Annotated in this window: 7 protein-coding genes and 2 pseudogenes; 1 reads left to right on the top strand and 8 read right to left on the bottom strand. The window is 43.4% G+C overall.

The window, feature by feature from the left end; genetic code table 11:
- Positions 1–45: 45 nt before the first annotated feature.
- Positions 46–3,453 (bottom strand): DUF7507 domain-containing protein, encoded by a 3,408-nt coding sequence (locus ACZ42W_RS01165; protein WP_464167788.1) that lies wholly within the window; start codon positions 3,451–3,453, stop codon positions 46–48.
- Positions 3,454–3,879: 426 nt separating this feature from the next.
- Here ACZ42W_RS01165 and ACZ42W_RS01160 point away from each other — a divergent pair, with 426 nt between their 5' ends.
- The gene (locus tag ACZ42W_RS01160) at positions 3,880–4,344 is read left to right on the top strand and encodes a Uma2 family endonuclease (RefSeq protein WP_464167786.1); all 465 of its coding nucleotides are present in this window, start codon (positions 3,880–3,882) and stop codon (positions 4,342–4,344) included.
- Here the strand turns inward: ACZ42W_RS01160 and ACZ42W_RS01155 are convergent.
- The 7 genes and pseudogenes from ACZ42W_RS01155 to ACZ42W_RS01125 all read right to left on the bottom strand — a co-directional run bounded on the left by ACZ42W_RS01155 (position 4,318) and on the right by ACZ42W_RS01125 (position 14,151).
- A pseudogene (locus ACZ42W_RS01155) lies at positions 4,318–4,589 on the bottom strand (NAD(+)--rifampin ADP-ribosyltransferase). The gene ACZ42W_RS01160 and the pseudogene ACZ42W_RS01155 sit on opposite strands and share 27 nt — an antisense overlap.
- An 813-nt stretch (positions 4,590–5,402) precedes the next feature.
- On the bottom strand, positions 5,403–8,678 hold the full coding sequence (locus ACZ42W_RS01150; RefSeq protein WP_464167785.1) for a cell wall-binding repeat-containing protein: 3,276 nt from the start codon (positions 8,676–8,678) through the stop codon (positions 5,403–5,405).
- A gap of 680 nt (positions 8,679–9,358) precedes the next feature.
- Complete coding sequence (locus ACZ42W_RS01145; RefSeq protein WP_464167784.1) at positions 9,359–10,324, bottom strand: aldo/keto reductase; 966 nt, start codon at positions 10,322–10,324, stop codon at positions 9,359–9,361.
- A 264-nt stretch (positions 10,325–10,588) separates the two neighbouring features.
- Positions 10,589–11,118 (bottom strand): annotated as a pseudogene (locus tag ACZ42W_RS01140) (flavodoxin family protein).
- Positions 11,119–11,178: 60 nt separating this feature from the next.
- The gene (locus ACZ42W_RS01135) at positions 11,179–11,919 is read right to left on the bottom strand and encodes a flavodoxin (RefSeq protein WP_464167783.1); all 741 of its coding nucleotides are present in this window, start codon (positions 11,917–11,919) and stop codon (positions 11,179–11,181) included.
- A 19-nt stretch (positions 11,920–11,938) separates the two neighbouring features.
- On the bottom strand, positions 11,939–13,108 hold the full coding sequence (locus ACZ42W_RS01130) for an iron-containing alcohol dehydrogenase (RefSeq protein ID WP_464167782.1): 1,170 nt from the start codon (positions 13,106–13,108) through the stop codon (positions 11,939–11,941).
- Between the two features lie 20 nt (positions 13,109–13,128).
- The gene (locus ACZ42W_RS01125; protein ID WP_464167781.1) at positions 13,129–14,151 is read right to left on the bottom strand and encodes an alpha/beta hydrolase; all 1,023 of its coding nucleotides are present in this window, start codon (positions 14,149–14,151) and stop codon (positions 13,129–13,131) included.
- Positions 14,152–14,168 lie beyond the last annotated feature (17 nt).

The raw sequence follows: 14,168 nt of genomic DNA, 5'->3' as shown, positions 1-14,168 counted from the left end.
CTGCATTTACTTGGGTTGTGACCGGATTGCTTACCGCCGTGACGATTACCGGCGGCTCCCGAATTGGTACTCTACCAAGGAGTTATTCGTTATTTGCGGTGGAACCGGAAGTGCAGATATCGTCACTTGGAAGGTTACGGTCACCGCTCCCCCGGGAGGAAGGACGTCATTGGGAGGACCCGCCGGGATACTAAACCCAGCCGCAGGATCCAGGCCTGCTTGCGGTACTCCATTGATCGTGACGCTTCCGGGGACAAAGGCGGTGCCTGCCGGAGGTAAATCCAGGAAAAATATATTATTGGCCTCTACATTGCCTTGATTGGTGATCACTGAGGTATAGGTCAAGGTATCTCCTACGGTGGCAAACTCATGATCCACACTTTTGTCGACCCCAAGTTCTCCCAGGATGACTTCGGTTACCACAGGATTACTGGTCATTGTGCCATTTAACGGCGGTAAGTTCGGATCGATCTGATACTGATAATCGATGGTTGACGTATTCGTTAACACCGGAAGCGCCGGCGGCACAGGTACAACGGTTACGGTAACCTGGAAGTTTACGGTGACTGTTGCTCCCACAGCAATATCTCCGATTGGGAATCCCGGAGGGTTCGGGTTAGCTAGAGGCTGGGAGACGCCGTTAACCGTGACACTGCCGGGGACAAAGCTCGTGCCTGCCGGCGGAGTGTCCGTGAAGATCACGTTCAGCAAGGGGATGTTGCCATCATTGGTAATCACGGTCGTATACGTCAGGATGTCCCCTGTGATGGCCGTAGCCTGATCGACACTCTTGACCACATTGACGAGGGCTACATTCACTTGAGTTGTGACCGGATTGCTTGGGGCGGTGACAATAATGGGCGACTCCCCGAACTGGTAGTTTACTATCGATTCATTGGTTAACAGCGGCGGGACAGGCAGGACGGATATTGTCACCTGAAAGGCTACCGTCACTACTCCGCCCGGCGCAAGGACATCATTGGGAGGACTGGCCGGGATACTAAACCCAGCCGCAGGATCTAGTCCTGCCTGAGGCAATCCATTGATCGTGACGCTTCCGGGGATAAAGGCGGTGCCCACCGGAGGCGCATCCAGGAAAAATATATTACTGGCCTCGACATTCCCTTGATTGGTGATCACTGAGGTATAGGTCAGAGTATCCCCTACCGTGGCAAAGGCCTGATCCACGCTTTTGACAACCCCCAGCTCTCCTAAAATGACCTCGGTTATGACCGGATTGCTGGTTGCTGTGCCATTTAACGGCGGCAAATTCGGATCAATCTGATATTGGTAATCAATGGTTGAAGTATTAATCAACTCCGGAAGTGTCGGCGGCACAGGTATGACGGTTACAAGAACTTGAAAGGTTACCGTAACGGCTGCTCCGCTGGGGATATCTCCGATTGAAAATCCGGGGGGACTGGGATCGTCCAAGGGTTGCGAAACCCCGTTAAGAGTTACGCTGCCGGGAACAAAGCTTGAGCCTGCCGGCGGGGTGTCTGTGAAGATGACATTTAACAAGGGGATATTGCCGTTATTAGTGATCACAGTCGTATAAGTGAGGATATCTCCCGTGATAGCCGTAGCCTGATCGACGCTCTTGACCACACTGACCGAAGCCACATTTACTTGAGTTGTGACGGAATTGCTGCTTGCTGTTTCCGTCACAGGAGGCTGTCCTGGGTCAATCTGGTACTGGAAAGTCGCCGTTGACGTATTGATTAATTGGGCGGGTACAGGGAGTGAATTAACAATGACCTGGAACGTTACGGTGACTGTTGCTCCTGCCGCAAGATCGCCGATATTAAAACCAACACTGGGATCGACCCCGGGTTGAGCGACAGCGTTTACCGTTACACTGTTTGGCACAAACAGAGATCCCGCCGGAGGGATATCTTCAAAGAAAATGTTACTGGCTAATACATCGCCTGTATTCGTAATCACCGTAGTATAGGTCAGGGTATCCCCTATCGTTGCAAAAGCCTGATCCACACTTTTGACCATCGTCAGCTCTGCCACATTAACCTGCGTAGTCACTTGATTGCTGATTGCAGAACCGCTCAGAATCGGTCCTCCGACGCTGCTTTGATACTCGTAGTTCATGGCTGCCTGATTGACGATGGGGTTAGGGGTAGGCAAAGCCTCGATTAGCACCTGGAAGGTAACCGTTGCTGAACCGCTGACCGGAATGGTCCCGATATTTACCCCCACATTGGGGTCTGCGCCTAATACAGGCGCGCCATTCAGCGTAAAACTGCCGGGGACAAAGGTAGTGTCCGGGGGTTCTGTATCCGTAAATATAACGTTGGTTGCATCCGCTTGGCCATTGTTGGGAATGACGACAGTATAGGTCAAAGTATCTCCTACCGCTGCAAAGGCTTTATCCACACTTTTGACAGGCTGCAAGTTTGGAGCGTTGACATCGATCTGAATACCTATTGTGTTTGGCATGTAGAGATCCCCAGAAGTACTAAGTCGTAACACCGCGGTTGTTTGCGCGTTTGTCAGGTAAAGGGAAGCATCAACGTTTGTTATATCCCAGCCCTGTCGGCCTGCGACAGTATTTGTCAAGGTAAACGGATCTTGGTTTCTATCTCCGAACGTTCCCGTTGTATCAAGATTACCCGAATCGTTATTGATCTGAGAACCAAAAAAGTTAGTTACCGGGTTGTTAGGTCCCGAAAGTATTCCTAAAGTGCCAACAGACGGTCCAAAAAGTGCTTGGTCTCCAGCAATATTCGCATCCCCTTCCTGAGCGCTTAAAAGAATTCGTCCATTGACCGTGCCGACAACTGGGGTCTCGAATCCGCTTAAGGAGATATCTGTGCTGGTACCTATTTGAATTATTTCAGCACCTACAAATAAAACTAAATCGCGAGCAGGCAGGCTCGGATTTCCATAAACTACTGCCAAAGTCCAGCCGGCATGGTTTGAGTCAGAAGTTGATACAAATAATGGGTCAACAAGCCCAGGAACACTTCCAACAGAATATGTCCCGCTGCCTGACGCTTGGACGAGACTGGTTACATCGGCAGAACGCATATAGAAGCCTAATGTATTAACACCTACAACCGTTGTTGGCTGATTTGCTGTAGCCGGGTCGGGAGCAATAGTATTGTTTCCCAGCGGGGTGGTAAATGTAATGGAGTCGTTGAGTAGCCCACTGATATTTTGATCGCGTGTTAGGTAATTACCACCCCAAATGAGTTCAGCATAAAGGATTGTACTGCCAGGGGGAATAGTTAATATGGCCTGGGAACTGTTATCCAGATAGTCTAGGGTTGTCCCAACAGGGAAAGTTGGGACCTGTGATCCTGAAAGCGAAATAAATGCGCCGATGCTACCTTGGGTTCCAGCTTGATTAACATTTATCAATTGACTTAAACCCAGTGTATTTCCGGTAAAAGTTATTGCGCCATTAGTTGTTATTGAATATCTTGTGATAAAAGGCATATTTGACAGCTCCTTTTTAGTTACACCCGATCTTTTATTCCATACTATTTCCCGCAACTAATAAATGTCACAAAATATTCAATTTAATTTTAACTATTCTGTTTCGGTCCCTGTTGTGTTTTGACACTGACTGATAACCATCTCCTTGAGCATACCACTTTTTGTTTCCAATTTATTCAATTGAGCACCTAGGACAACCAACAGATAAGAAAGGAACTGCTCTGCCTTATATAGAATCAAGGAGCATTCCTGTAAGTAACAAAAAATGAGCTTTGAAAGCTAACTAACTTTGTTAGGAGGATCCTTGATGAGTCAACCTGAACAGAATCTTGACCGTAAATTTACTTATAAGACTATCTAACTTGGTCGGAAGAAGAACAGTGGGAGCTCATCAACTGAATTCCTTATAATATGACTCCCGCTCCATTGACACAACACCAGAAAATTGTTACTACGCTCATAGCTCAATTTTACAACGCTCTTAAAGACAGTCCTTGCCAAGTTTTTGGCGCCCCTTTTGATGTAAGATTACCGGAACAAGAGAAAAAGAGCGACGATATCTTCACTGTTGTACAACCTGATCTAGCTATTATCTGTGATCGAACTAAGCTGGATCATCACGGATGTGTCGGTGGCCCAAATCAAGTAATTGAGGTAACATCCCAATCTACTCTGCGTAAAGACATTAAGGATAAGTTTTATCTCTATGAAAAAGCCGGTGTAAATCAATATTGGATAATCTACCCCGAACAAAAAACTGTCGTAGTTTTTAAATGGGACAAAGAAGGGAAATTCGGTCACCCCGACATCTATTGCGAAACTGAAATAATAGAATCTGAGATATCGAAGTCGATACGTATAGATTTATCTGAAGTATTTAAAGAGTATTGATTCAAAACGATTGCCGCCTAAAGGCCAGCGCTCCTGCTGAGACATTGTTAATCGTCCTGCTAGTCCGGAGTTTGTTAAATCGGGGTCGTCTTCAATTTTTCCTGTTGGTTCTACTAAATAAATTCTTTCTCTTCCTTCACCAATAGCAAGTTCAGCACCCCAAATTGCAGCATCTAATGTTGCAGACAAGAAAATGAATTCGCATTTTTTCTCTGCCCATAGTTTGAGTTGTAACCAACTTCAATCAGGTCCCCAATTTTTAAGTCTACCTTTGTTCCATGAAAATAAGTTTGAGCGAATGGCGTTGCCCCTTGTCCGCTTTGATTTTGTTCGTTATTTTTTCGTCCATTGTCATATTCCTCCCCTGTCTATTGTATTATTATCAACCATTTATCGCTCACTCCTAAAATATTTACCCATAGATACACCGGCTATGTGAGCCTTAACATGTCTACCTACTCAACCCCTTAAGTCCACGGAAACATATCCATTTCCATCAAAACCACAACATATAGTGTTGATATGATCGTGTTTATACACTATATTGTGGTGTGTTTTCTATTGAGGAGAACTACCGTCTCAACGTGCTGCGTTCAAGGGAACATGTCAATCGATCTTAATTCATACTTTTTAACGATTCCTATACTTTTTAACGAAAGGTAGGAATTTTCCTGAGGAGGGTGCATCTTTTAACAATTGGGTGCAAAAACAAAAAAACGCCTTCTTAAACAAGGCTAAATTTAGCCTAAAATGCAAAAAAGCCCAGTTATACTGGACTTTTATTTGTATCAATTATTGAGTGATTTTATTGTGGAGGCGAACCGTTCCATTTTGAAACCACAATTGAGCGGGATCGGCATAAATTATTTTATAAAACTCAAAGTCATTTCTTGTTAACTTAAATTCCAAGCTACTCCCGCTCTATCAATACGACTGTAACCTTTTATTACACCCTAATGTTCCATTCTTCAAATTCTATTGGGAATCAGAAAAGGCAGACACAAATCCGTATCTGCCTTGAGTTATAAAAGTTGCCTTAATCTGTGGAACGATCCTAATTAGTTTCTCGCGAATACATTCATGAGCGTGCTTGACGGAACAACCCCTTCGCCACCAAGCATATATTTCATCTTCATCTTGCTCTCTAGGTTGTTCCATGCCGGTGTCTTGCCTGCTTCATTACCTGATAAGAGAACGATGGGGGCATTCACTAGTCCAGCTAAAGCAGAACCGGATAGGGCATCAGGGAAATTCGTTCCTGTGGCAAAAAAGGTATTGGTGAAGTCGAAATTCAACGATGAGAGAACTTTGTAGTTTGTTTCATAGCGATCCTGCCCTGCAATACGTTTAGGGCTAGGAACTTGCTGCTCGATACTTTGTGCTAGAACCCCGGTTCCGCCAATAATATAGGAATTATTCACTCCAAGTGAGTGAATATAATCTAAAGAATCCTTTACTAATCCCTTTTGCTCGGAGAGAATGATGGGATCCCCGTTAGCTGCTGCATATGAGGCAATGGACAGCGCATCAGGAAAATTTTCACCGGAGACGACGAAGACATCTTTCGGTGCATCAAGGTACCTTGCAATTTCTAAAGACGTTTGATAACGGTCTTGCCCTGCAATACGTACACATTCTTTGCCTTTAGCGGTTAATTCGTCTTCAATTCCTTGAGATATTGCACCAGTGCCCCCAATGATAGCAATGGTACTGGGATTGAGGCGCTTAATTTCTTCCGCAGTAGCGGATGAAAGCTTATTGTGCTCAGTTAACAGGATCGGAGCTGCATACTGTTTAGCTAAAGGGGCTGCAGCTAAGGCATCCGGAAAATCTTCCGCTGTTGCTAACACCACCAAATCCGAAGAGGGCCAACCTTCTTGAGAAATCGTGACACTGGTCCCTATACGATCCGCTCCACCCAGACGATTAAACTCACTGCCGGTCTGAAATTGAAGTTTAATCTCTTGGCCATAATCCGTATTATTCACATCAGAGACAGCTCTTGCCGGAATAAGGGCGGTATAGGTGGTACTATACGCTAAATCCTCTTTGGGTAAGATGAGTAAGACATTGTCGCTAATATGAGTTGAGATGGGGATACTTTTGCCCGTTGAATCGGTTATAGAGATAGTATTATTATTCACCCCCGATTGGATGTTATGATTAAACTGCGCAGCAATCGGTGTATTAACGGGTAAATCACTGGAGTTATTCGTGGGATAAACGTCTTTTAAAGCAAAAGGGGCACTATTATCCACCGGGGTTGTCTTGATCCCATCAACTTCGCCGCCGTTTGACGGGATTGTTCCAGGTTCAATGGTATAGACCCTCAGCCCATTGTTACCGAGAACAAATAGCTGATTATCACGATAATAAAGGTTATCTACAGTTTCACCGTTCTTAAAGGTACCTAATTTGTGAAATACCCGACCGAGGTTATTATTGTTATAGTCATAAATTGTAATTATCCCATCTTGGCTGCTAGCGAATATGCGCTCATTCTGGACGTCAAAGGCAATGTCGATAAAGGCTGAGATCGTACTAACATGACTCAATATGCTATCAAAAATCTCCCCGCTCCCGTTAAAGACAAAGCGGCCATCTGGGGAAACCCGGAAGTTCGTTGCCATGGGATAATCTCCATGATACGGAGAATCAAACACTTTTTGGAATTGACCTTGGGAAACAACAGCCTTCTGCATATCACGGGGGGACGAATCCGTATCAACCGTATAAAAGCCGTTATCGATCGGATTAGGCTCAGCTAAGCTCCATGCTCTAAATGTCGTGCTTGCCCCTACCTTTTGTTTGGTAATCCTTGAGTAAGCCAAAATTGGCTGCCATTGATTCGATCCCGGCAAAACATAGATGAAGCCGTCATGGTCTACGTGTAGATCATAAGGATCCGTGTCTACATTAATCTGATCTTTAAACGTGAAACTATTAGCATCTATGATACCGATAGCGCCTGAGAGTTGACTTGTTGTCCAGTATTCATGTCCATGGGTCAAGGTAACATAGAGTTCATTATTATAGAAAGCTAACCTCTCTGGTTTTAATGAAAATTTCACTTCAGACATGGTGTTTGTTTCGTAGTTGAAGGCATAGACCGAATTTGAGTTATTGTTCGTCAGGTAGAGTACCGGACGGGTTGGATCAATAAGCGAATCCAACGGGGTGAGACCTAAGGAAAACATTTTAATGTCCGGGGTCACCGGTGTAAGTGCCGGCGCAACCCACCCATCATTCAATGTGGCTGCGGGATTCGTTTTGGGCAAACCGTCAGAAGGCATGTTATATATCTCTAAGAAATATTGGTTTTGCGCCAGTGTTGAGACCGAAATAAGGGTATTGTTTTGATAGAACAAGCGGCTGACATCTCCTAGAGTATAAAAAGAACCCGCGGCTTGGAAGCGGTTCGATTCATCAACAACCCCTTGATTATAATCATAAGCGATAACAAGCTTAGGATTCTCCCCGGTAAAGAAGCGATCATGCTCAGAATCAAAGGCCACATCAGAAAAGCTATTGTTAAGCTTAGTCACATGCTGAAGACTGTCAGAAAAAATGTGACCGGAGGAGTTAAAAACATACTTCCCATCGGGAGAAATTTGAATCCAACTCGTTAACGGAAAATCCCCATGATAAGGGGAATCCATATAGGTCTTGAATTGGCCTTGTGTTACCTCGAATTTGAACAGATCCAGCGGAGAAACATCTTTATCCACGGTGATAACGGTGTTGGTTTTAGGATTAAAACGACTTAGCATCATGGTAAAAACGCTCGTGGATTGGCTAATCTGCTTTTTGCTATTTCGATCATAACTTAAAACACTGCCCCATTGGCCTGACCCTGGGAAAACGTAAATAGAGCCGTCATTGTCGACAACGACGCTATAAGGATCCGTCGCCACTGGGATCGTGTCTTTAAGTGTTAAACTGTTCGGGTCGATAATGGCAATCGAGCCGTTTAGTGGTGTGTTATAATTAGAGTGTCCGTAAGTCATGGTTACATAAAGCTCATTATTTTGAAAAGCCATGCGTTCCGGGGCAAGACTGAGCGATAAACTCTTCATCTCTTTGGTTTGGTAATTAAAGGCGTAAACTTCCTTCTCCGCTACAGAGGTAAAATACAAAATGGGTTCTGTAGGATTAAGCAATGAATCAATCGGCACGAAATTAAGGGGAACGACCGTAGCTTGATCAAAGGCTGACGATGTTGTTGTATTGGCTAATGTAAACGAGGGCGTTAGCAAAAGAAAAGTCAAGAGAAGAACCAAAATCTTTTTGAAATTTTTGAGTGAGATTAAGCTCTGATGTCTACGATTGGTCATTTACGTCCTCATTTCTCTTTTTGTAGAATTCATACCTTCCTTAATATTAACAATTGGAAATGAGGTTGGCATCTCTAAAATTATGGTAATTTTCAAGTGACTAAAGTCCTAGGAACAAAAAGGCAGATACAAATTGCTTCTACCCAAATCATAAACATTTTATTTCTGCGTCAAAGTACGACCCCCTAAACAAAAAGTTTCCTCTGAACAAGCGTCCATGGAAACATAAAATACATTTAGAAAACTACTCCTAAACATTAAAACCGCAGATATCTAGCTACTTCTGCCCTATCAACACAACGGTCTCAACGCGAAAGTGTACCAGAACATATTGTACGAATTTATGTTTCCTCTGACTACTCTTCCGGTTCAAGGGAATATGTCCTTTTCGTCCAAAAATACTAAATATATCGTCGCCGCCACTCGCTTAACACTAAATTTATGGGTGTGTTTTCTTTGCAGGAGAATCACCGTCTTAACGTGTGTTTTGGCAGTTAAGTGATTCTAAAACGCATTAATATTGATTTTGCATAATAATGTACCCCCTAAAATAAGGGGGGCGCCTGCAGTTAAACCCTTTATACTTTCTCGCAAAATAGAGTTTAACCTAATTTCTATAAATTCATTTCGCTGTTGAGTGCACATTAAATCACTGTTAATACTTATACGTCCCTAAATTATTAAAAATGGGTTTCATCTATATCAATTTTAGATAAAGCTTCATTGATACTAGCTAATTCTTCCCCTGTTAATTGAATATTAGCAGCTCCCAAATTTTCTTCTAATCGATGCAATTTTGTTGTACCAGGAATTGGAACAATATAAGGCTTTTGTGCTAATTCCCACGCTAGAACAGTCTGTGCTGAAGTGGCATTTTTCCTCTCAGCTATTTGTGCAATTAAATCTAATAATACCTGATTGTGATCAATTACCTCAGGTTTAAATCTTCCCATGAAATTTCTAAAATCACCTTCTTGATATTTTGTATCTTTTGCATATTTTCCACTTAAGAAGCCATTTCCTAATGGACTGTAAGCTACAAATCCAATCCCTAGTTCTTCACAAACCTTAAACAACTCTTTTTCAGGTTCACGCCACATCATTGAATATTGATTTTCAATAGCAGTAACAGGGCAAACAGCATGAGCACGTCTCATATAATCCATTGGCGCGTTTGATAACCCCCAGTGTTTAATTTTACCCTCTGATATTAATTCTTTCATCACGGCTGCAACGATCTCCGGTTCTACTTTAGGATCAATACGGTGTTGATAGTATAAATCAATGCAGTTTACTTTTAAACGACTTAAAGATCCTTGTATTTGTTTTCTAATGGATTCCGGCCTGCTATCTAATACGTGAACTAGTCGTCCTTCTTTTAGTTCTGTTCCAGTAATTCCAAACTTAGTGGCAATAACAACTTTTCCTTTAAAAGGCTTTAGAGCATCACCTACTAGCTCTTCATTTGAATGTCCATAAACAACAGCAGTATCAAAAAAATTACACCCCAATGCTACTGATCTTTGAATCAGCTTAACCATATCATGGCGATCTACTGATGGGCCATAAGCATGATCCATTCCCATACAACCAAGTCCTATTTCTGAAACAACTAACCCTTGGTTACCGAATTTTCTAGTCTTCATATTCCTTCCTCAACTCCTATATTACAATAACGGATGTTTCCCTTGGCTTCTCCATTCACTTCACACACACTGGCAGAAGAAATTGCATCTACTTCACAGTTTTCTGCAACAGCAAAGTAGACAATCAGGACTTTTTTATTCTTCGATCTGACAATCTGCTTTCAGTACTATTAGTATTTGTTTCTGTCCTGGTACTACAGCCACTTAAAGATAAGATTTGCAGTATAGACAGGACAGCAATTATTTGTTTTTTATTGTATATTCTCATGCGTTTTTGCCTGCTTCATAGGCTTCCCGCATTGCTTTGTTCCCCTGAATGTCGCCAAGCTGCCATGCACCTGCTCCATAAATAACGCCTTTTACATGAGCCTTTGGCAGACAATCCGTAAATCCATGCAAACTGTCGATGGTACGCTCCATGGCGCTCTTACCCGCAGCCGCAGTGGCAATAAAATAGAAATCTTTATCCTTAATTTTGGTATAGCGTGGCAGTGTCCTATCAATCAGTGTTTTCATCTGACCGTCCATAGAATAAAAATAGACAGGAGTGGCTAGAACGATGACATCCGCATCGATCATCTGCTGAAGGATATCTGTCATATCATCCTTCTGACGCAAATACCGCTCTTTTGGCAAGCATAGTAGGCATTGCAGCTTCCTATCTTACAATCTCTTACATAAATCTTCGTCGCTGAATGACCAACCTCTTCTGCACCCTTTATAAACTGATCACATAACGTGTCTGAATTGCCGCCCTTTCGTGGGCTACCGGATAAAACTAATAGCTTTTTCATTGCTTTCTCCTTTCTCACACATAAACAAAATAATTATACAAAGCTCATGAAGCAATTTCCCTATTTTTTCCGAAAACCAAGCTTCTGAACCCACGAAACCACATCCTTTTCAGAGGATGCTACGCTGTTTCTGGATACAGTAAATCCATCTTTTACTACTGTGGCATTAGGCTGCAGGTCCGCAATAGTACTAATAGTACTAGCTAATCCGTTACCGCCATGTGTGGAAAAGGGAATGATAGTCTTACCGCTGAAATCATATTCTTCGAAGAAAGTGTACATCGGCTTAGGCATATCTGACCACCAGATTGGGTAACCAACAAAAATCACATCGTAATTGTCTAGTTTTTGAATATGTGTAGACAGTTTCGGTCTTGCATTTGCATCCTTTTCCTCTGCAGCCTGCTCCACAAGAGAGTCATGCCTTCTCGGATACTGTTTCACAGTTTCAATTGCAAATAAGTCGCCGCCGATAGTTTTCTGAATTGCTTGAGCAACAAACTGGGTATTGCCGATCACTTTACCATCCGCTGCCACGCGGCTGGCTCCTGCCACAGTATCTACACCGTCAGTTTCCGGCATAGTGAAATAGACTACCAAGATATTTTGGTTGCTAACCTCTGCATTAGGTGTTGTTTTATCTGTAGTCTTACTTTCCTTTGAGGGCTCTTTAGAAGACTCAGACGTAGTATTTGGAGCAGAAGACTGCGTACCGCTCGTTGAAGGGTTTTCTTTACTACCGCAGGCAGACAATGCAAAAATCATGATTATCGTCAGTATAAAAGAAATAACTTTTTTCATGCTTTTAACTCCTCTGTTATTAATAACATTCTTCTAAAATCTTCAATATTTCCTGATGGGTCATCCTCTTATAGCTTCCAGCAGAGATGTTGCAGGAGTTGGCAACCTGCTTTAGCATATCCTTATCCGTAATACCAAGCTCCCGTAGTGTCGTTGGCAAGCCAATTTCTTTGATGAAATCAGACAGCGCCTCAATACCCGCTCTTGCTAGCTCATCCTCCGTTTTGCCTTCTGCCTGGATATTCCATACATTTTGAGCAAAACATACAAACTTAGAAAGTCCATAGGAATAGATATGTTTATAATAGACCGGGCTTATGACCGCTAAACCGCAGCCGTGATTGCAATCCGTATATGCGCCAAGCTGATGCTCAATTTGATGCGCCTGAAAGTCAGCCTTTTTTCCCAGTTTGATGATTCGGTTTTCCGCCATAGTAGATGCCCACATGAGATTGCTCCGAGCCGTATAGTCCGACGGATTTTTCAGGGCAATTGGAAGATTGCGGATGACGCTTCTCATCAGCGCTTCGGAGATATCGTCCGAAACATTGTCCTCATTGGGATCGCTAAAATAGGTTTCCATGATGTGGCTTAAAATGTCAAAGCCGCCCGAAGCTGTTTGACTTGGGGACACGGTAAAGGTGTATTCGGGATTCATCATGGCGAATTTAGGATTACACTTTGGGTAGTCACGGCCAGTTTTCACCTTGACTTCTTCATTAGTAATCACCGCACCACCATTCATCTCGCTTCCGGTACCGGAAACGGTGACAATTACGCCGAGGGGTAAGGGCTCAAAATCCATAATGCCTGGTCTTGCCCAGAAATTCTCCCACACATCCTCCTGGCAAACAGCCGCCATAGAAACCGCTTTACAGCAATCCATCACGGAGCCACCGCCTACACCGAGAATGACATCCACCTGATTTTCTTTTACAAGCTTTGCACCCTCTAGCACCTTTTCATAGGTAGGGTTTGCCATAATATTTGCAAATTCAATGATATTTTTCCCTTCAGCTTCTAATATAGCGGTTACCTCGTCATAAACACCGTTCTTTTTAATGGAACCGCCGCCATAGGCCAGCAACACGTTATTTCCGTAACTGCTGAGTGCATCGGCAAGATACTCTTTTACGCAGCCTTTCCCGAAATAAACCTTTGTTGAGTTTTCAAGTACAAAATTATTCATAGTATGCAATACTCCTTTCGTTAATCAGACATTTGTTTTTCCCAAAACTGAACGGCATCGTTTAGCCATCCTTCCGCAGAAGTTCCAATGCCAAGTCCGAAGCCGTGACCGAGATTTGGGTATTCGTGATACTCCGTATTGATGCCAGCGCTTTTCAGAGCATTGATACGCCGCTGCATTATAGAAGGATTGGCAATTCCGTCACGCTCACCCACCACAGCGAATGTGGGAGGATCATCCGTTGTATAATCGGAGTGACCTGTATAAGCCATTATCACTGTACTTGGTTTTGGCAAGTCTGCACCGCCAAAGGCAACCGTGCCATAAGAGCCTATATACGCTGCCATCCTTGCACCTGCCGAGCTACCCCAAACGGAATAGTACTTTGTGCCGACTCTGAGTGATTCAGCGTTTTCAAAAATGTAGGAAATAGCTGCTGCAAGGTCTTTACAGGCAATATCCGCACCTCCAACACGGTATTGAATGACGAAAGCGTTGTATCCTTTTTTACTCAGCTCCAAAGCGTGGGGAAATCCCTCATGAATAGAGCCTACATAGGAAAAACCACCGCCTGGGCATATAATGGCAAAGGGCGCATTTGGCTCTCCACGGAAGAAGAAAAGCCCAGTATTTCCTTTGTCGGGTTCATCCTGCTTTTGACTTTCAGTATAGTAATCATAAAATATGGTTTCTCCACCTTTCACTTCATCCATCATATGATTAAGCACATTTACGGTGGTATCAGAATTTATATTGTTATGATAAGGCAGAAGCAAATCAATTTCGTTCAGCCTCATTTCTTTATCGGGCATCTCGTGTTCTGTCGGAAATAGAAACCGTCCAAAGCCTTGAAACGCCGGATGATTGATTTCATCGACGATAGCTGTCTCGGTATTCACATGAATAAATCCTCCCTCCGAATTTTCTTGACTGCTTATATCGGATGGCATCGGCTCACGTTTGGTCATACCGCTGCGCTCCATAAAGCCTGCAACAAACAGCAACAGTAACACGATGAGCACGCCAAAATATGCTTTTTTCATTAAGAGCTACCTCCGTC

This window comes from Desulfitobacterium elongatum (genome assembly GCF_055378975.1).
This window is presented reverse-complemented; position numbering and strand designations above follow the sequence as displayed.

What these genes read in the sequence shown, in the direction of transcription:
- ACZ42W_RS01165 (WP_464167788.1), bottom strand. Translation starts at nt 3,453, where the DNA reads ATGCCTTTTATCACAAGATATTCAATAACAACTAATGGCGCAATAACT.
- ACZ42W_RS01150 (WP_464167785.1), bottom strand. Translation starts at nt 8,678, where the DNA reads ATGACCAATCGTAGACATCAGAGCTTAATCTCACTCAAAAATTTCAAA.
- ACZ42W_RS01145 (WP_464167784.1), bottom strand. Translation starts at nt 10,324, where the DNA reads ATGAAGACTAGAAAATTCGGTAACCAAGGGTTAGTTGTTTCAGAAATA.
- ACZ42W_RS01135 (WP_464167783.1), bottom strand. Translation starts at nt 11,919, where the DNA reads ATGAAAAAAGTTATTTCTTTTATACTGACGATAATCATGATTTTTGCA.
- ACZ42W_RS01130 (WP_464167782.1), bottom strand. Translation starts at nt 13,108, where the DNA reads ATGAATAATTTTGTACTTGAAAACTCAACAAAGGTTTATTTCGGGAAA.
- ACZ42W_RS01125 (WP_464167781.1), bottom strand. Translation starts at nt 14,151, where the DNA reads ATGAAAAAAGCATATTTTGGCGTGCTCATCGTGTTACTGTTGCTGTTT.